The sequence below is a fragment of the Eikenella halliae genome, from assembly GCF_001648475.1.
Taxonomy (GTDB): domain Bacteria; phylum Pseudomonadota; class Gammaproteobacteria; order Burkholderiales; family Neisseriaceae; genus Eikenella; species Eikenella halliae.
The window spans coordinates 41,121-59,255 of the sequence record NZ_LXSQ01000007.1; the positions used below are offsets into that span (position 1 = coordinate 41,121).

Annotated in this window: 16 protein-coding genes and 1 pseudogene; 8 read left to right on the forward strand and 9 right to left on the reverse strand. The window is 53.7% G+C overall.

The window, feature by feature from the left end; all coding sequences use genetic code 11:
• The first annotated feature begins 31 nt into the window (after positions 1-31).
• From rlmB to A7Q00_RS02410, 4 genes are all read left to right on the forward strand, one after another.
• Positions 32-778, forward strand: a complete 747-nt coding sequence (rlmB, locus tag A7Q00_RS02395; protein ID WP_064089055.1) for a 23S rRNA (guanosine(2251)-2'-O)-methyltransferase RlmB — start codon at positions 32-34, stop codon at positions 776-778.
• A 176-nt stretch (positions 779-954) separates the two neighbouring features.
• Entirely contained in the window at positions 955-1,530 is a 576-nt protein-coding gene (locus A7Q00_RS02400) for a UbiX family flavin prenyltransferase (protein ID WP_064089056.1), read from the forward strand.
• A gap of 167 nt (positions 1,531-1,697) precedes the next feature.
• Entirely contained in the window at positions 1,698-2,402 is a 705-nt protein-coding gene (locus tag A7Q00_RS02405; RefSeq protein WP_064089057.1) for a hypothetical protein, read from the forward strand.
• Positions 2,403-2,484: 82 nt separating this feature from the next.
• Positions 2,485-3,435: a cation diffusion facilitator family transporter gene (locus A7Q00_RS02410; RefSeq protein WP_064089058.1), complete on the forward strand. Its 951-nt coding sequence runs from the start codon at positions 2,485-2,487 to the stop codon at positions 3,433-3,435.
• Between the two features lie 72 nt (positions 3,436-3,507).
• On the opposite strand, the pseudogene A7Q00_RS13290 reads toward A7Q00_RS02410, so the two are convergent.
• The 4 genes and pseudogenes from A7Q00_RS13290 to A7Q00_RS02425 all read right to left on the reverse strand — a co-directional run.
• Positions 3,508-3,626 (reverse strand): annotated as a pseudogene (locus tag A7Q00_RS13290) (IS5/IS1182 family transposase); the annotation flags it as partial.
• 111 nt (positions 3,627-3,737) lie between these two features.
• Complete coding sequence (locus A7Q00_RS02415) at positions 3,738-4,322, reverse strand: biliverdin-producing heme oxygenase (protein WP_064089059.1); 585 nt, start codon at positions 4,320-4,322, stop codon at positions 3,738-3,740.
• Between the two features lie 121 nt (positions 4,323-4,443).
• A complete protein-coding gene (locus A7Q00_RS02420; RefSeq protein WP_064089060.1) occupies positions 4,444-6,882 on the reverse strand; it encodes a TonB-dependent hemoglobin/transferrin/lactoferrin family receptor in 2,439 nt (812 codons plus the stop codon).
• A gap of 49 nt (positions 6,883-6,931) precedes the next feature.
• Complete coding sequence (locus tag A7Q00_RS02425) at positions 6,932-7,906, reverse strand: transferrin-binding protein-like solute binding protein (protein ID WP_064089061.1); 975 nt, start codon at positions 7,904-7,906, stop codon at positions 6,932-6,934.
• A 191-nt stretch (positions 7,907-8,097) separates the two neighbouring features.
• Between A7Q00_RS02425 and A7Q00_RS02430 the strand changes: the two genes are divergently transcribed.
• The 4 genes from A7Q00_RS02430 to A7Q00_RS02445 all read left to right on the forward strand — a co-directional run bounded on the left by A7Q00_RS02430 (position 8,098) and on the right by A7Q00_RS02445 (position 12,328).
• On the forward strand, positions 8,098-9,591 hold the full coding sequence (locus tag A7Q00_RS02430) for a porin family protein (RefSeq protein WP_245637507.1): 1,494 nt from the start codon (positions 8,098-8,100) through the stop codon (positions 9,589-9,591).
• Between the two features lie 189 nt (positions 9,592-9,780).
• On the forward strand, positions 9,781-11,190 hold the full coding sequence (locus A7Q00_RS02435; protein ID WP_064089063.1) for a leucyl aminopeptidase: 1,410 nt from the start codon (positions 9,781-9,783) through the stop codon (positions 11,188-11,190).
• A gap of 95 nt (positions 11,191-11,285) precedes the next feature.
• Entirely contained in the window at positions 11,286-11,798 is a 513-nt protein-coding gene (locus A7Q00_RS02440; RefSeq protein ID WP_064089064.1) for a hypothetical protein, read from the forward strand.
• A 164-nt stretch (positions 11,799-11,962) separates the two neighbouring features.
• Positions 11,963-12,328, forward strand: a complete 366-nt coding sequence (locus A7Q00_RS02445; protein ID WP_064089065.1) for a hypothetical protein — start codon at positions 11,963-11,965, stop codon at positions 12,326-12,328.
• A 171-nt stretch (positions 12,329-12,499) separates the two neighbouring features.
• Here A7Q00_RS02445 and A7Q00_RS02450 read toward each other — a convergent pair whose 3' ends face one another.
• The 5 genes from A7Q00_RS02450 to A7Q00_RS02470 all read right to left on the reverse strand — a co-directional run bounded on the left by A7Q00_RS02450 (position 12,500) and on the right by A7Q00_RS02470 (position 18,115).
• Positions 12,500-13,198, reverse strand: coding sequence for a phosphatase PAP2 family protein (locus A7Q00_RS02450; RefSeq protein ID WP_245637508.1), 699 nt, complete (start codon positions 13,196-13,198; stop codon positions 12,500-12,502).
• 574 nt (positions 13,199-13,772) lie between these two features.
• Entirely contained in the window at positions 13,773-14,186 is a 414-nt protein-coding gene (locus tag A7Q00_RS02455) for a hypothetical protein (RefSeq protein ID WP_064089066.1), read from the reverse strand.
• A gap of 151 nt (positions 14,187-14,337) precedes the next feature.
• Positions 14,338-15,414, reverse strand: coding sequence for a 3-dehydroquinate synthase (aroB, locus tag A7Q00_RS02460; protein ID WP_064089067.1), 1,077 nt, complete (start codon positions 15,412-15,414; stop codon positions 14,338-14,340).
• Entirely contained in the window at positions 15,414-15,962 is a 549-nt protein-coding gene (locus tag A7Q00_RS02465) for a shikimate kinase (RefSeq protein ID WP_082887710.1), read from the reverse strand. Before A7Q00_RS02465 ends, aroB begins: the two co-directional genes overlap by 1 nt.
• Positions 15,963-15,991: 29 nt before the next feature.
• The gene (locus tag A7Q00_RS02470; protein WP_179946189.1) at positions 15,992-18,115 is read right to left on the reverse strand and encodes a type IV pilus secretin PilQ; all 2,124 of its coding nucleotides are present in this window, start codon (positions 18,113-18,115) and stop codon (positions 15,992-15,994) included.
• Positions 18,116-18,135 lie beyond the last annotated feature (20 nt).

The following is an 18,135-nucleotide window of genomic DNA, read 5'->3' on the forward strand; positions in this document are numbered from 1 at the left end:
TCAGGTAGCCTGCATCACGAAAGCAAACCATATGTCCAACCGCCGCCTGATTTACGGCTTCCACGCCGTCAACGCCCGCCTGTGGCAAAACCCCAAAAGCCTCACCGAGCTCTACGCCCTGTCCGGCCGTCACGATGCCCGTATGCAGCAGGCCTTGGAAAAAGCCGTGCAGGAAAATATTCCCGTTCACTTCGTGGAAGCCGCCCGCCTTGATAACCTGTGCCACCACGCCCGCCACCAAGGCATCGCCGGATTTATCGACGCTTCGCACAACCACGTCCACCTCGACGACGTGCTCGACAACCTCACCGAGCCGCCCCTGCTGCTCATCCTCGACGGCATCACCGACCCGCACAACCTCGGCGCCTGCCTGCGCGTGGCCGACGCCATGGGCGTACACGCCGTGATTGCGCCGAAAAACCGCAGCGTCGGCCTGAATGCCACCGTGAGCAAAGTGGCCTGCGGCGCCGCCGAAACCGTGCCCTACATCGCCGTTACCAACCTCGCCCGCACCCTGCGCGAGCTCAAAGAGCGCGACATCTGGATAGTGGGCACCGACATGGGCGGCGAAGCCGACCTGTTCCACTACGACATCCCCGCCGCCGTGGCCTGGGTGATGGGCAACGAAGGCGAAGGCATGCGCCGCCTCACCCGCGAACACTGCGACGCACTTGTTTCCATCCCCATGCTCGGCACGGTGGAAAGCCTCAACGTATCCGTGAGCACCGGCATGGTACTGGCCGAAACCCGCCGCCAGCGCGCGCTGAAGGCCGGTTGAAGCAGTTTCAGGTAGCCTGTCCATCCGGGCTACCTGAAAGCCCAAACTTCAGCGAAGCTAAAGCACTTTCCAACGACCCCCTGCACAGGCAAATTATTCCGCCCTCCCCCATAACTTTCAGGTAGCCCATCCCAAAGGCTACCTGAAAACCAAAACCCAACCACCCACAAAACCCCATGCCCACCCAACGCCTCATCCTCGGCATCAGCGGCGCCGACGGCTTCCAATACGGCCACAAAGCCCTGCAACTGCTGCAAAACGCAGCCGATATCGAAACCCACCTCGTGATTTCCGAAGGCGCGGAGCACACCTGCCGGCACGAAACCGCACACCGCATCGAAGATATTGCCGCGCTGGCCGACGTGGTGCACCCCGTCCGCAACCTCGGCGCCGCCATTGCCAGCGGCTCGTTTGAAACCGCCGGCATGCTGGTGGCCCCCTGCTCCATGCGCAGCCTCGCCGCCATCGCCCACGGCCTGGGCGACAACCTGCTCACCCGCGCTGCCGACGTTACCCTCAAAGAGCGCCGCCGCCTCGTGCTGATGGCGCGCGAAACCCCGCTAAATCTCGCCCATCTCGACAACATGCGCCGCATCACCGAAATGGGCGGCATCATCTTCCCGCCCGTGCCCGCCCTCTACCTGCGCCCGCAAAGCATAGACGAACTGCTTGCCCACAGCGTAGGCCGCGCCCTCGGCCTGTTCGGCATTCGCATTCCCGATTTGCCCCATTGGAGCGGCGGCACGCCTTGAAACGCAGGAGTTAGTTGATATTGCAGCTTCGGCAGACAGCTAGGTTTCTGCAAAGCCGTAATAAAAATTTCAATATTCCAGGTAGCCTCTATACCATCCAAGTTCATAAAGGGATTCCCATGTCCCTCCATGCCCATAAACATAATCATGCCTACAGGAAATAACTTATGAACACAGTTAGAGATCATAAATTTTATATGGAAAGGAATTTAGATTTAGAACAGGGTATTGAGATATCAAATAAAGAATTAATTAACTGTATATTTGATAATTGTCATATTGGTACACGTGATGATATTACGAAATTATCTATATTTAAGAATATAGATATGACTGACTGCTTGTTGTTCAACTGCTTAATCGGCCCGGTTATATTGGAAGACATCACCATAAAAAATCTAAAAACCGGAGATATAGCCATTTTTAACCTACCATTATTAAAGCATATTAAAATTGAAGGAAAAATTGGGAAAATAAAAATAAATAATATTGGATTCAATTTAATGCCGACTCCGGAAGAAAAGAAAAAGATGATAGAAATGAAAAACAGCTTTTATCAGAAAGTTGATTGGGCTATCGATATATCTAATGCGGAATTTCTAGATTTCTTCTGCTTAGGTATCCCGACAAATCTGTTTAAAATCAATCCGGAACATCAATTTATTGCTAATCGGGATAAAATAATTGAAAGCGGTATCCTTTCGTCTAAATTCATAAATAAAAATATCGTCTTAAATACAATGTTGCAATTATTTGTCGAATCTGAAGAAAACGATATAGTGTTGGTTGCTCCTTTGGCCAGGGCAAAAAAATATAGGGAACCCATATTGTCGGATTTGCAGAAACTTCGGCAAGAGAAGATTATTTCTTAGCCCAAAAGCCGACTAAACCATACAAACCCCAATACCCACCGCCCCATTTTCAGGTAGCCCCAATCCAGCCCAAGGAGTGCCCATGTCCTTCCACACCCACGAACACAACCATGCCCACGCCCACGGCACCAACACCCGGATCCTGCGCGTATCGCTGGCCGTGATTGCCGGCTTCATGCTAGTGGAAGCGGCGGCAGGCTGGCTCAGCGGCAGCCTCGCGCTCTTGTCGGACGCAGGACACATGTTTTCTGATGCAGCCTCGCTCGCCCTCGCCCTGTTCGCCTTCAAATGGGCGGAAAAGGCTGCCAACTCGCAAAAAAGCTACGGCTACCAGCGCGTGGAAATCCTCGCTGCCGCGCTCAACGGCCTCACGCTGGTGGTGATGGCGGCGTGGATTGTGGTCGAAGCCGTTGTCCGTGCCTTCAAACCCGTGCCCGTGGCGGGCGGCGCGATGCTGGCGGTGGCCGTACTCGGGCTCTTGGTAAACCTGTTTGTCGCGTGGTATATGTTGCGCGGCGAAAAAGATAATTTGAACATGCGCGGTGCGTTTTTGCATGTGGTGGGCGATTTGCTCGGCTCAGTGGCGGCGGTGGCGGCCGGCCTGCTGATACAGTTTTACGGCTGGAACTGGGCGGACTTGGCGGCCAGCGCGGCGGTGGCACTGCTGATTGGCAAAAGCGGCTGGGGCGTGCTTTCAGGCAGCCTGCACATCCTGATGGAAGGTGCGCCCAAAGGCACGGATTTGGTGAAAATTGCCGAAGACATTCAGAAAATCAACGGTATATTAGGCGTGCACGACTTGCACGCCTGGACGATTACCAGCAAAAAACACGCCATGTCCTGCCATGTCATCGTGCCCGGCAGCCTGACCGTGGCGGAGGCCGACGCGCTGGCCAAACAGGTGCAGGCTGCCGTTCGGGCACACGGCATCGGCCACATCACCGTGCAAACAGAACCTGCCGACGGCGGCGCGGCGTGCTGCCAAGCGTGCGAGCAGGCGGCGCACGAACATGAACACATGCACGAGCATTAGCGTTTTCAGGCAGCTCGAAAACCCGAACTCAGGCTACCTGAAAATCCGAAAAGCATCAGGCAGCGGCAGCTTTTGTTTGAATTGGTATAGTGAATTAAATTTAAACCAGTACAGCGTTGTCTCGCCTTGCCGTACTATCTGTACTGTCCGCGGCTCGTCGCCTTGTCCTGATTTAAATTTAACTCACTATAATAGCCGTAGGTCGGATTCTCGAATCCAACACCCACTCAGAATACCCTATTTCAAAGGCTACCTGAAGATTTCAGGTAGCCTTTTGTTATGCCGAAAACGGCCATCCAACCTTACGCAACTTCGGGCAATTCGAAGATTTCACGCAGCAGTTTTTTGTAGAAGGCAAAAGCGGTAAGCGCGCCTTGCAGGGCCTGCTCGCGTTCGCTATCGGAAATGTCCAGGCTATTCAGCTGATCGGCAAAGCGGCGCCAGTGTTTGCCCCGGCCATCGGCGTGCGGGCCGAGGTGACGGGCACCGTGTTCGGCGTTGTAACCGAGGTTGTTTTGCGCATCTTTAAACAAGAAGGCGGCGCCCACGTTGGAGCCTTCGGCACAATAGAGCCAGCCCAATGCTTCTGCACCTTCCGGTTTGGGAATAGGCAGGGAAACGGCTTTTTCGGCAGCGTTCAGATCTTGCAGGTCGAGGATGACGTCATCGTAGCGGGCAAGCTCGGCCAGGCCGGTGATTTTTTCGTTGAGCTGCGGGTTTTTGTAGATGTCGTCCACAATTTTGTGGAACACGGCTTGCAGCTGTAGGAAGCGGATGTAGTTTTCGGTGTTGTCAAAAGGTTTAACCGACATCACCAGCTCGTCCACGCTGTCGTGGGTGGTGCGGCAGTTTTCTTTCAGGTATTGGTTGAACGGGATATTTTGCATGGTTTGTTTTCCTTAGTGTGTTGGCAACATGATTTTCAGGTAGCCTCCCAAGAAGCGCAGAGGCTACCTGAAAATGTAAGCTTCAACGTAGTTGAAATGGTTTTTTCCTTACTGCCAAGGTTTAAAACTTGGCTTCGATAATAAGGCCGAAATTACGGCCGGGCGCGCTGAAACGCTCAAGGCCGGCATGGGCGCAGCCATCGTGGTGGGCGACACCGCTTCGGTCGGTACAGTTATCCACACGGTTCACCGTGCCGAATTCGCGAATGCTGCGCAGGGTTTCCCAAGTGTAGTAATGACGGTTGAATAGGTTGTAGATGCCCGCGCTAATCGTTACATGTTTCCTAAACTGGTAGCGGGCGGTTAAATCTACCAACCAGATATTGCTGCTGTGGCGTGCATAAGGGAAAACTCTGCCCGTATTGTCGTAGGAGGCAATGGTGTCTTCCGGTTTTTTGCGCGCAAAATAGCTAACGTTCAAATCCACGCCCCAACGGTTATCCGGCTGCTGGTAACCGATACCGATCACGCCGTTAAACGGTTGGATGGCGTTAATCGGAATATTGCCGTCGGCTTCGCCTTTGGTATAGTTCGCGGCCAAGGTGGTGTACATACCGGCGGGCAGGCCGATGCTATCGAGATTCCAGCGTGCTTTCAGCTCCAAACCTTTGATTTCGGCTTGAGAACGGTTTACGTTTTGGTAAACATCGGCGTATTCGCGGTTGCTTAAGGTTTTTCTGGTGTAGTCCCAGGTCATCACCTCTTTGTAGCCGCGATTAACGAAGTCGATGAAATCGGTGTAGCGGGTGCGGTAGCCGGAAAGGCGTACATGCCCCCAGTTGCCGTGCACATCAATGCCCAGCTCAACGTTTTTGGAACGTTCTGCTTTCAGATTCGGATTGGGTTCGACATAAAACAGGGTGTTGGGGAAATAGAACCACATTTCATCGGTGGTGGGCGCGCGGAAGCCGGTGCTGTATTTGCCTTGCAGGGTAACCGACGGGCTGATGTTCCAATCCAATGCGGCCACATAGCTGGGCGAACTGAAGCGTGCCTGTTGGTTCCACAGGCCTTTAGCTTCAAGCTGGCCTTTCACATCGGGATTGAAACTTTCCGTATCCAGGGTGTGCATTTTGATACGGTCGTAGCGCACGCCGAGGTTCAGCTTAAAGCGATCGCTAAAGCGCAGGGTATTGTTCCAATAAAGATTCGTGTTATTGGATTGGGTACTAACCAAGAATTCTTTTTCATCACGGTCGGAAGCCAGGCGGTCGGGATAGAAAACGTATGTCCAATAACTGGTGTTGCTATTGGTGTTGCGTTTGCGCGATCCGCCCACGCCATAGGCCATATCCCATGTCAGGCTTTTACCGAAATCGAAATGTTTTTCGGCGGCTACTTTGAATTGGTCGGTATCGTAATTCAGGCTGCGGCGGATAAAGTAGTTTTCGGCATTCCGCCCCATCCGTTGAATGTAATCTTGCTTGGGAATATCCCAAGTCAGGGTAGTCATGCGGATTTTCTGCCGGTCTAAGCTCACAGTCAGCTTGTTCCACGGTCCCCATTCCAGCAGGTTTTCGTATTCCAAGCCAACGCGGCGGCGGTAGGCCACATCGCGGCGGTAGCGGTAGCTGGTGCTGTCATAAGTGCCAAACAAATTAGATAATTCATCCGTTTCCCGATCCTGGCGTGTGGTTTCGTAAATACCGCTCAGATAGTTGCTGTCGTTGAAGTGGTAGCCGAGGCGGAACAGGTCGGCATGATCTTCCGTGTTTTGCGGGTCGGGAGTACCGCGTGCCACACCGCTATAGGTGGTGTAACCAAAGCGGTAGTTGTTGTTAAATCGCAGGTTTACATTTTCGGCTTTGCTGTGGTTTTTAGTCTCATGCCCGTTACGCACAGTGCCCACCACCAAGGCATCAAACCCGCCCAGCCGACCGGCAGCGGTAATGCTGGCCAACCATTGTTCGGAGCGGCTCAGGTAGCCGGTTTTCATGCCCACATAATACGGCTTGTCTTCATCCACATAATCGCGCGGCGATTTGGTGCGGTAAATCACTGCGCCGCCCAATGCGCCGCTACCTGCGGTAATCGAATCCGCGCCTTTGCTGATGGTTACCTCGCTCATGTGCTCCAATTCGGCAGCGTTGCGGTTGGTGTTGAAGTTGCCATATGCGCCAAACAGTTCTTGGAAAGCAGAAGAAGAGCGGCTTTCACCTTGGTCGAGGCCGTCCACTACGATGGCTACGCGGTCTTTATCCACGCCGCGGATACTGAAACCATTGGAGCCGGCACGGCCGCCTTCGGCCACACTGATGCCGGGATCGTAGCGCACCATATCGCGGATGTCCTGCACCATTTCTTTATCCAGCTGCTCGCGGCGGATGCGTTCGCGGCCAAGCTGGCGCGGCGCATGCCTGCGACCTTGGATTTCGATGGTTTCCAACTGGGCGGAACCGGCATCGTCCGTTTCGCCCGCTGCCCAAATCGGAGCAGAGAAGATGCTGCACAGAGCCAAGAACAAAATACTTGGCCGGTGTTGATGGATATGTGTTTTCATGATTCTGTTAGCGAATTGAAAATGAAATAGAGGCTACCTGAAAATAGGATTAGGGATTAACGGGGGTTAAATCTGTGGCGGTGCTATTGGGATCACGGCGAGGATCGGTAGCAGAGCCGCCAAATACGCTGTCGAGGCTGCGGTTGCCGCTGAAAGTAACCTTGCCGCCGATTTCCGTACCGGCCGGGTTGTACCAGCCGCTCTTACCGTAGAAGCCGCCGTTCACTTGGCCGCTCACCCCGCCGGAAGAGGCTGTGCCGCTGAAGGTATTGCCGTTTACAGTAACATCGTTGAAATCGATGTCCGCACCAAAATCGGCATTGCCTTTAATCGTGCCGCCCACTTTTCCGGTGTTGAAATTAACGGTTAGCAAAGAATTAACCCGTTTGGCAGGGTTGGTATCAGTGTTATAGGAAGAGGCCACAACCGAACCGTCTTTCACGCGGAAGGCCCAAACTTCGTAGGTAGCTTTGCCGGTGGGTGTGGTGGCGCCATTGCGCTTCTGCATGTCCGCCGTGTTGGCCAATATGCCGCCCGCGAATAGATCGGTTTGCCCGTCGGCGCCAATCCATGCGCCATAACGCAGAGACTGCAGGTAGCCTGCGGGGAAATTAGCATCACCGTTTTCACAGCACACCAGCAGCTTGTTGCCATCGCTTGAGGTTTGCGGCTCCATCTTGGTGGGTTGGTTTTTATCGGGAGTAAAACGGCTAGAGAATCTTGGCGGATTAGTGAACCCATCAAAGGTATAACTTTTGCCGTTTGGCGCCTGATAGATGAGTTTGTTTTCAGACGACGGACTACCCCAATACTCCACATACCACGATACATAACGCAGCTGCCCACTACCGGTTTGGAAGGTAGTGGGCGTTTCGCCTGTGCTGGCCGGGCCGAGGATTTTGCTGGAGTCGGCCGGAGTCAGCGGTGGCACGGGAGCGGTACCGTCCGGAATGGTTACCCCACCGTTACCCGCACACCCTGCCAACGCAGCAGCCACAGACAAAGATAAAATCAGGTGTTTCATGTTAATTTAACCACGTCTTCATTAAAGGAAATGGTAATATATCTCATTTTTATAGATAAGAAAACTGTTTTGTTTGCATAAACTATTTAAACTTAACGAATTCTTATTTGTAAAACCAACATATTTTCAATAATTTATTTTCACCTATGCAGATTAAAACGAGAGTGCTTCCAATTATTGTGGCGTTGTGTATGTCGCAACAGATTTGGGGCGATACCACGCCGGATCAGGATCAGAAGCGTTTTTTGCAAACAGGGCAGCAGCAGTGGCTGCGACAGTTGGAAAACAATGAGCCAACGCCTGCAGCCAAAGATGGGCAGCAGGCCGCGCCGGTGCTTACGCAGCAGGATTTGCTGGCACGGCCGCAGCTCTTGGCGCGGATGCTGGTGCAGGTATTGAACAGCCCGCCACAGCCGGAATTGTTGTCGGATTTAACTTCACTGTATGCGCAAACGCCGCAGCCGGACATGGTGTTGCTGCGGCGTGCGCAAGGCATGCGGGCAAAATACGCGGGCGACTATGCACGCGCAGTGCAAATTTATCGGGAATTGGCGGCAGAAGAGCCGCAGGATGTGCGCATCCGCCTGGATTTGGCGGCCATGCTGGCAGAAGACAAGCAATGGCGCGAATCGGCGCAGCTATTTGAAACCGTGCAGAGCGAGCCGGAAGTGCCGGCGGAAGTGCAGAATAATGTGCGGCATTATCTGAACCATATTGCCAAACAGCAGCAATGGCAGTGGAGCGGCGGGCTTTCGCCCTCATTTGATAATAATGTAAACAACGCCCCGCCGCCGCATTGCAGCCCGTTCGGCTGCAGCCGCGAACGCGCAGAAGATGCTGTGGGCGTGGCTTATAGCGTGGGTGTGGCGAAAAACCAGCCGCTGGCCGGGCATCACAACCTGCGCGTGCAGCTGGATGTGAGCGGCACCAATTATTATTGGAGCAACAAATCGGCCTACGACAGCGCCTACGGCCGCTTGGGCGCGGGCTGGCTCTGGCAGGATGCGCGGCAGAGGCTGTTGGTGATGCCGTTTTACCAATTCCAGCTCAGCGGCACCGACAACTGGGATGGCCGCAAACCGCAAAACAACCACACGCTGAAAATGCACATGTGGGCGCACGCCCCCGGGCTGCGCACGGAATACAGCCGCCTGCTCACCCCGCGCTGGCAACTGCACACCACGCTGGATGCCTACCGCCAACACTATCGGATGGATACCAAAGCAGAAATGTATAACGGCTGGTATTTGGGCGAAAGCATCTCCCTGGCCTGGCGAGCCACAGCGCGTAACACGCTGTATGCCGGGCTGAATTTCAACCAGATGCTGCCGGAGCAATCCGCCCTGCGCGGCAGGCCGAACAATGCCGCCTACCGCCGCCACGGCATCGGCGCCGGTTGGATTCACGATTGGGACGCACTGGGCGGCCTCTCCACCCGGCTCAACGTATCCTTCGCCGAACGGCGTTTCCGCGGCACCGCGCTGAACATCACGCCGCAAGGCTTCCCGCACGAACAACGCCGCGACCGCGAAATCCAATACTCCGCTTCGCTGTGGCACAGAAACTGGACCATCCTCGGCCTCACCCCGAAGCTGAATTTCTCCTGGCAACACACCCGCAGCAGCCATGTATGGGCAGAACGCAAAAGCCGGCAAGTATTTATAGAATTGGAAAAGCAGTTTTAGCAGAAGGCTGCCCGGAATTATTCCAACTTCACTTTCAGGTAGCCTTTTGTCTGTGCAATTGGGAAGGCTACCTGAAATCCCGCCTGCACTGTTTTAGCTTCATTGCAGCTTATGCTTTCAGGTAGCCCTTCCCTGCCCCAAGCGATAAAATGCCACCCGTTTTCCACCCTAATCAAGCCAAGGATCAATATGCAATTCCACCTTCACTCCGCCGCCCTGCCCGCCAACCAAGCCGCCCGCCTGTATTTGTGCACCGCCGCCCCGGCCGATGAAACCGCCGCCCTGCTCTACGGCACGCTCACCGAAAGCGAACCCTTCGCCGCCGCCCGCATTCCCGCCAACGGCGGCTTTACCGACACCGCCGTGCTCAAGCTCGACAACACAGGGCGCGACGCGCTGGCCAAAGCCTTCCGCCACGCCGCCGGTTGGGTACAGAAGCAGCCCGCGCTCGCCATCGACTTGAGCGCCTTCGCCGCCGCCGAATTGGCCGATGCCCTCAGTGTGCTCACCACCGCGCTGGGCGAAGCCGTATACCGTTTCGACCGCTTCAAAAAAACCGCCAAACCCGCCGCCTTGCAACAAGCCGATTTCTACGCCCCCGCCGCCGACCAATCCGCCCGAGATGCACTCGGCCGCGCCCAAGCCCTGCTGCACGGCATCAATCTGTGCAAAGACCTCGGCAACACCGCCGGCAACATCTGCACCCCCGCCTATCTGGCCGACACCGCCCGCGCCGAAGCCCAAGCCGCCGGGGCATCTGCCAAAATCCTCGGTGCCGACTACATCCGCGAACACATGGGCTCGTTCTGGTCGGTAGCCAAAGGCAGCGCCCAAGAGCCGCGCCTCATCGAGCTTTCCTACTTCGGCGCGCCCGATAAAAACGCCGCGCCCGTCGTGCTCGTGGGCAAAGGCGTAACCTTCGATAGCGGCGGCATTTCCCTCAAGCCAGGTGCCGAAATGGACGAAATGAAATTCGACATGTGCGGCGCTGCCAGCGTAATCGGCACCTTCATTGCCGCCGCCCGCGCCAAACTCCCCGTCAACCTCATCGCCGTCGCCCCCGCCTGCGAAAACATGCCCGATGCCGCCGCCAACAAGCCCGGCGACATCGTAACCGCCATGGACGGCACCACCATCGAAATCCTCAACACCGATGCCGAAGGCCGCCTGATCCTGTGCGACGCCCTCAGCTACGCCGCCCAATTCAAGCCCGCCGCCCTCATCGACGTGGCCACCCTCACCGGCGCCTGCGTCATCGCGCTGGGCAGCGCCGCCAGCGGCTTGGTGGCCAACAATCAAGAACTGGCCGACAGCCTGCTCGCAGCCGCCCGCCAAAGCGGCGACAAAGCCTGGCAGCTGCCCTTGTTTGAAGAATACAGCGAGCAGCTCAAATCCAACTTTGCCGACCTGCAAAACATCGGCGGCCGCCCCGCCGGCACCCTCACCGCCGCCGCCTTCCTCGCCCACTTCACCCAAGAACAAACCTGGGCGCACCTCGACATCGCCGGCACGGCCTGGAAATCCGGCAAAGAAAAAGGCGCCACCGGCCGCCCCGTGCCGCTCTTATGGCAATACCTATGCAACCTAGCCGGCGTGTAAGGCGGCAGTCATAAGTTTCAGGTAGCCTGTGGCCAGAGGCAGGCTACCTGAAACCTAACTCCCACCAAACCAACCTTATCTACACCAGAACCATTATGAAAAAACTCACTCCCATCCTTATCCTCACCGCTGCCATCAGCGCTGCTAATGCAGCGCCTCTCAACGAAGCCCAACTTGCCGGCCAATGGCGTTGCACCACAGAATACCCCAGCATCTATGCCGCCGTTACCGACAGCCTCACCCTCCGCCCCAACCACTACGCCAACAGTATTGGCGACTATACCTTCCGCCGCCAAGGCCTTGACTTCCGTTTCCAGCAAAGCGCCACTGGCACCTGGCAACTATCCAACGATACCCTGATCCTCGTCTGGAACAGCAACCGTGCCCGCCCGCAGCATGATGCTGCTACCCGCCAAACCATCGGCAACAATCCAGAGCTCCGTAACATAGAGCACCGTATCGCCACCATCCTCGATAGTGATCGCCAGGCCAAAACCATCACCCTGCGCATCGACAGCCTCGATGCCAGCACCATGCGTCAAACCCAAATCGACGACCAAACCGGTCAAGAAATGGCACAAAGCATCTGCCGCCGTTTGCCGAACTGAAGCTTGAGCAAAACCAACCAGCTGGGTATCGGCTCACCCATACTAGGCAAACGCCCAACCCTTTCATTCACACCTGCTCTGTTTTATTTTCCATTTTTCAGGTAGCATCCCGCCCCCGAAAAGGCTACCTGAAATACAACTTCCATTTCAACTCAAGGATTTTCATGAAAAAACTACTTCCCTTCCTGCTTGCCCTCTCAGTCCTGCCCACTGCACTCTATGCCGCGCCGGCCGACGATGCCGCGCGCATCAGCGCCCTGGAGCGGCGTATTGCCGATTTGGAAGCACGCATTGCCGTGTTGGAGCGTAATCAATCTGCGAGCAACGGCAATGTGCGCGAAGTCATCATCGAGCACCGCGCAGGCCGCAGCCCGGCCTATGTGTGCAGCGTTACCCCGTTCCGCAAAACCTATGAAGCCACCAGCCACAACGAAGGCCTGGCCCGCACCCAAGTCCGCCGCGCCTGCCAGGCCGAACAAAACGCGATTTTCTGCGTGGATGCAGATATTAAATGCCGCCGTTATGATTGATTCGGGCAAGTGGCCTCCGCCAATCCAATCGCAATCAACACAAGGTGAACCAACGCTATCTCGGAAGTTAAATGGATTGGCTATAAGACCTAATAAAAATAGGCTACCTGAAAGCATAGCCCCAATCGAGCTAAACCTTTCAGGTAGCCTATTTCTATTAGCATCAGGTTGTCAGCTAGCCTGTTTATCCTGAATGGCAAACTTGCCATCAGCCGAATCAAGCCAGCGCATCCACAACGGGCGCAATCCATACTTTACGGCTAAAGCCGCCAGCAAACCCACCAGCAGCGCCCCGGCCATATCCAGCGGCCAATGCACGCCTAAATACACCCTGGACCACACCACACTCATGGCCACCATCAAACCTGCCACGCCCACCAGCCGAGTTGGGGCAAACAGGCACATGCTCATCAGCGGGGCAGTCAGCGAAGTCATGTGTTTGCTAGGGAAAGACGAGGTTGCACTGTGCGCCAAAAAATTAGTGCCCAACTGCATATCAAACGGCCGCGGCACGTGCCAGCCCTTGCGGATTAGATAGGTTGCCGCCATGCCCAACAGCAGGCTGCACAATACATTCAGCCACACAACTCGCCGACGCCGATGTTTCCAAACCAAATAAACCGCCACCGCAGCCAGCGTGATGGCGGTTAAATACTCCGCTATCAGCAAAGCCATCACTATGGCGCCGGGATGGTCATCATGATCGGCATTAATAAACAGAAACAAGGATTGGTTGATTGCGTGCAGAAACTCCATGCCCAGCCCTTCCCTCTCCAGATCATTTAGATAAGTCGAACGATACTTATCTATAATTAGCAAAGAATTAGGGAATGTTTTATCCTGTTTATCCGAGCAACCATGTATAACCATATTCCACCTTTTCTACGTAGAAAATACCTGCCAGCGCAACAAGCTGCCGATAAATATCGTGCCGCAGAATTTCGCTGCGTTTTTCAAGCATTTTGGCTAATCCCCATTTAACTGCCCTTTATTCCCCTTTCTGCCACACATATAACCAAAATATTTCATTGCCTGCCGCATTGGCTTGATGTACCAATACCGGCTGCGGCCAGACGATTTGTATGAAGGAACAACTATTTCAACAATAGATAAAGGCTACCTGAAAATTTTCAGGTAGCCTTTTTCCGCCTGCAACCAATCAACTCCGCTTCCGATACTGTATTGGCTCGTCTTACTGCATTGCTGCCCGCACCTCGCCGCCCTGCCCTGATTTTTGTTAATTCACTATAGCAAGCCGAATGGGCTTCCGATACTAGGCGGAAAACCACAAGCAGTACGGAAGTACGGCAAAACAAACCGATGCTGAGGCTAAAGCTAAGTTGGTTGGCTATATATAGTGAATTAACAAAAACCAGTACAGTGTTGGCTCGCCTTGCCGTAACGTGTGTACTGTCTGCGGCTCGCCGCCTTGTCCTGATTTTTGTTAATCCACTATATGGCCGAACGGGTCGCCAGGAGGGGTTGTGACAATTTGGTAGGCGGCGGGATTGTCGATGCCGAAGTATTCGCCGTCAAACAGGTCGTTCCAGATTTCTTCACAGCGCTTGCGGATTGGGGTTTGCCCGGTCGGGTCGAGCCACTCTTCGGCGCAGCGTTGCAAGGTATCGTCCGGCCAGAAATTGAGGCCGTAGCGGAAGCTTTCTTTGATGCGGATTTGCCGGGCAATGGGAAACCCGAGGAAATGGGGGCGCAGGTATTCGTGCGCCCAGCGGCGGACACTGCTGCTGTTGGCTAAGTTGAGGGCGGTCAGTTCGGGGTAGAGTTCTTCGCTGTAGTAGAACGGGGAGATGTCGAGGAAGTGGCGGAGGTAGTTCGGGCTGATTTTGAAGGTTTTCATGGTGTGCGGCTGGGGTTGGCGAATTTGCCGTTATTGTTTTCAGGTAGCCTGTTGCGGGAATGGCTACCTGAAATTTTCATATCCGTTTGATTCGGGCGTGTGGCTCAGGCTGCTCTGCCAAGCCCGGTCTGCCCGCCCGCTTGCAGGGGGATCATATGCTTTGCAGCAAGGCGGCCATGTCTTCTCGGCTGAAGCCTGCTTCTACGGCGGCTTGGCCGAGCCGTTTGAGGATGACGAGGCGGATTTGGCCGGCTTGATTTTTTTTGTCGTGCTGCATGTGGGCAAGCCAGGTATCAACTGCAAACTCCGGCGGGGCAACGGGCAATCGGGCGGCTTGCAGCAGGCGGATGATGCGTTCGGTATCGGCGGTTTTCAGGTAGCCTTTGCGCTCGGACAGGCGGGCGGCGAGTACCATGCCGGCGGCTACGGCTTCGCCGTGCAGCCAGTTGCCGTAGCCCATTTGGGTTTCGATGGCGTGGCCGAAGGTGTGGCCGAGGTTGAGCAGGGCGCGGATGCCCTGCTCTTTTTCGTCCTGCTCGACGATGCTGGCTTTCATCTGGCAGCAGTGGCGGATGGTGTCGGCAAGGGCGGCGGGCTCTTGCCGCATGATGCCGGGCATGGCGTGTTCGAGTTTGGCAAGGAAATCCATGTCGCCGAGCAGGGCGTATTTGATGACTTCGGCCAGGCCGGCGGAAAATTCGCGCGGGGGAAGGGTTTGCAGGGTGGCGGTGTCGGCGATGACGGCTTGGGGTTGGTAAAACGCGCCAATCATGTTCTTGCCAAGCGGGTGGTTGATGCCGGTTTTGCCGCCCACGGAGGAATCGACCTGGCTGAGCAGGGTGGTGGGGATTTGGATGAAGGGGATGCCGCGCTGGTAGGTGGCTGCGGCAAAGCCGGCCAAATCGCCGATTACGCCGCCGCCGAGGGCGAGAATGGTGGTGCGGCGGTCAGCATGGTGCTGCAACAGGCCGGTGTAGATTTGCTGGAGGGATTCGTTATTTTTGTATTGTTCGCCGTCGGGCAGGATGATCTCGCAAACATTGATGCCGAGTTGTTGACAGGCTGCTTTGACGGGGGCAAGATAAAGCGGGGCAACGGTTTGATTGCTGATGATGGCGGCTTTACCGCCGATATGTGGGCGGATGAGTTCGGCCAAGTTGTCAAATAAGCGGAAACCAATATGGATGGGATAGCTGTGACCGGGGGTATGGACGTGCAGGGTTTGCATTACAGGGTATCTCGGCTGTGTTGTTGGATAAGGTGCAGCAGTTGCTTGGTAATCTGCGGACAGGAGTGTTGTGCTGGAATGTTGAATACAAGGTGGGCAGTCTCGCGGTAGAGCGGGTCGCGCTGCTGATAGAGCTGTTGCAGCTTGGCAAGTGGATCGTTTACCTGAAGGAGGGGACGGTTTTTATCGCAAGAAATGCGCCGGTATAAAATTTCCGGGGTGGCATGCAGATAGATCACTGTACCACGCGTATGCAGACAACGGCGATTATCGGGAGACAAGACGGCTCCACCACCGGTAGCGAGAATAATGGGATGACGGCGGGTCAATTCGTCAATAACAGCAGCTTCGCGCTTGCGAAAGCCACCCTCCCCTTCCAGCTCGAAAATGGTAGGGATAGAAACGCCGGTACGTTGGCAAATCAGTTGGTCACTATCAATAAAATCGTGCTGTAACAACGCTGCCAACTGTTTCCCATGAGTGGTTTTACCCGCACCCATCAATCCGATCAAAAAAATATTGCCTGCCATGATATCCATGGCAGGCATTGTAACCGAATCAATCGGCGAAGTGTGGCTTAGTAGCGCAGAACGTTGCCTTCACTACCCATGATGCGCGGGGTGATGAAGATCAGCAATTCGTTTTTGCTGTTATTGCGTCTAGTACCACGGAATAAATTACCTACAACCGGAATATCGCCCAGCAGCGGTACCTTGTATTGGGAATTAGAGTTATCTTCCTCATAAATACCACCCAAGATAATAGTGCCGCCATCTTCCACCATAGCGCGGGTATTCAGCTCTTTAGTGTTGATACACGGAGTACCCAGTACGCTACAGTTTTCATCCACCGAGTCTTTATTCAACTTGATGTCCATAATTACGTTACCATCGGGCGTGATTTGTGGGGTAACAGTCAAACCTAACACCGCCTCTTTGAAGCTGGTACTAGTAGCACCACTGGAAGAAGCTTCTTGGTAAGGAATCTCGCGACCAGCCTTGATAGTTGCTTCTTTGCGGTCTTGAGTCAGCACGCGTGGGCTAGAAATAATCTTACCGCGGTTTTGTTCCTGCATAGCGGTCAACTCTAATCCCAAAGCACCAGAAGACAATGCCCGAACTATAGTGATAGAAGAGGTTGCTGATACAGCCGGTAGGTTCACGTTCGGTGCAATAGAGAAAGTATTACCGTTGGTGCCACCACCGCTACCTAGACCACTACCAATTCTAGTTGAGCCAGAAGTTTTGTTATAACCGAACTTCACCCCCAAGGCACGAGAAAAACCATCATTAGCTTCAACAATTCGAGCCTCAATCATCACTTGGCGGGCAGGAACGTCCAATTGTTCAATTAATCGTTCAAACTCTTTAATAACATTCTGGTTATCCTTAATAATCAATGTATTTGTAGCTGGGTCAATTACAGCCGACCCCCGACTACTCAACAAAGTATTATTATTGTTGCCACTACCTCCTGAACCACCTGTGTCACTAATATTCAGAATTTTACGAAACTCATTGACATCCTTGTATTTCAATTGGAATGTACGGGATACTAGTGGACCAAGTTCATCAATACGCTTAGCATCTTCTAAATTTTTGATGTCAATTTGTCGGAATTCATCAGCAGGGGCAACACGAATAATATTACCATTACGGCGTGCATCCAAGCCTCTCGACTGCATTACCAAATCCAAAGCCTGATCCCAAGGCACATCTTTCAACGACAAGGTCATTTTGCCAGAAACACTGTCACTGGCCACGATGTTCATATTGGATTCTTTAGCCAAAATCTGCAGAATGGTACGCACATCCACATCTTGGAAATCTAACGAAACCCGTTTACCAGTAAAGTGACGATTACGGTTACGAAGGCCATCTTCAGCTACAACAGATTTTGGAGAAACGGTAATAATATATCGACCAGCAGATTGACTGGTTTTATGTTCCCAACCGCCTTGGTTCTTAATGGTAATCTCTGTGTCATTACCTAACCGGCGTAAGCTGATGGTGCGAACCGGAGTACTGAAATCAGTTACATCCAAATTACGTTGTGCAGCAATCGGCAATTGGTTATTTTTCAGCAAAATAACCAAGTTATTGGCACGCTGTTTGATTTCAGGGGTACCACGATAACCGGCCGTATTGATTTCAATCACGCCAGAATTACTTGCACCTTTGTGAAAATCAACGGCTACGTTGGCAGTATTGCTACCAAGAGCATTCTGACCAGCAGCAGGACGAGTTTCTGTTACACCAAGAGATTCTTGTTGGATTTGGTTACTGGGAGGAGCAGCTCTTACAGTTGTAGAAGCTCCCTGGCCAGATTCATTTAGATAAATCCAAACCTCATTGCCTCTAACTTCAGCATTATATTGTCCTGGCCTATTTAGATTAAGTAGAACGCGGGTCTTATTGCTATCTTGAGCAACAGCAATTTGACTAAGCAGAGAGTCATTATATTGCAGCACTGGTTGATTAAGGTTAGCGCCAGTATTTGGGAAATCCAAAGCAATACGGGCAGGCGTAGTAGTAATAAAACCGCTAGGCTTCAACATATCCCGATCGAAACGAATTTTAATAACCTTCTGATTATTCGGTAGAGCAGAGACATTAATATCTGTAATATTACCAGCCAGTACGCCTTGCATGGCCAAGCTCATACCTAAAACGGTTAGATATTGCAGTTTTTTGATTTTCATAGCGTAAATCCCTTGGTAAG

Bases quoted from the DNA above. Each gene is read 5' to 3' on its own strand.
- A7Q00_RS02420 (WP_064089060.1), bottom strand. From the start codon at position 6,882: ATGAAAACACATATCCATCAACACCGGCCAAGTATTTTGTTCTTGGCT.
- A7Q00_RS02425 (WP_064089061.1), bottom strand. From the start codon at position 7,906: ATGAAACACCTGATTTTATCTTTGTCTGTGGCTGCTGCGTTGGCAGGG.
- A7Q00_RS02455 (WP_064089066.1), bottom strand. From the start codon at position 14,186: ATGAAAACCTTCAAAATCAGCCCGAACTACCTCCGCCACTTCCTCGAC.
- A7Q00_RS02435 (WP_064089063.1), top strand. From the start codon at position 9,781: ATGCAATTCCACCTTCACTCCGCCGCCCTGCCCGCCAACCAAGCCGCC.
- A7Q00_RS02415 (WP_064089059.1), bottom strand. From the start codon at position 4,322: ATGCAAAATATCCCGTTCAACCAATACCTGAAAGAAAACTGCCGCACC.
- A7Q00_RS02440 (WP_064089064.1), top strand. From the start codon at position 11,286: ATGAAAAAACTCACTCCCATCCTTATCCTCACCGCTGCCATCAGCGCT.
- A7Q00_RS02410 (WP_064089058.1), top strand. From the start codon at position 2,485: ATGTCCTTCCACACCCACGAACACAACCATGCCCACGCCCACGGCACC.
- aroB (WP_064089067.1), bottom strand. From the start codon at position 15,414: ATGCAAACCCTGCACGTCCATACCCCCGGTCACAGCTATCCCATCCAT.
- A7Q00_RS02470 (WP_179946189.1), bottom strand. From the start codon at position 18,115: ATGAAAATCAAAAAACTGCAATATCTAACCGTTTTAGGTATGAGCTTG.
- A7Q00_RS02445 (WP_064089065.1), top strand. From the start codon at position 11,963: ATGAAAAAACTACTTCCCTTCCTGCTTGCCCTCTCAGTCCTGCCCACT.
- A7Q00_RS02465 (WP_082887710.1), bottom strand. From the start codon at position 15,962: ATGCCTGCCATGGATATCATGGCAGGCAATATTTTTTTGATCGGATTG.
- A7Q00_RS02405 (WP_064089057.1), top strand. From the start codon at position 1,698: ATGAACACAGTTAGAGATCATAAATTTTATATGGAAAGGAATTTAGAT.
- rlmB (WP_064089055.1), top strand. From the start codon at position 32: ATGTCCAACCGCCGCCTGATTTACGGCTTCCACGCCGTCAACGCCCGC.
- A7Q00_RS02450 (WP_245637508.1), bottom strand. From the start codon at position 13,198: ATGGTTATACATGGTTGCTCGGATAAACAGGATAAAACATTCCCTAAT.
- A7Q00_RS02430 (WP_245637507.1), top strand. From the start codon at position 8,098: ATGTCGCAACAGATTTGGGGCGATACCACGCCGGATCAGGATCAGAAG.
- A7Q00_RS02400 (WP_064089056.1), top strand. From the start codon at position 955: ATGCCCACCCAACGCCTCATCCTCGGCATCAGCGGCGCCGACGGCTTC.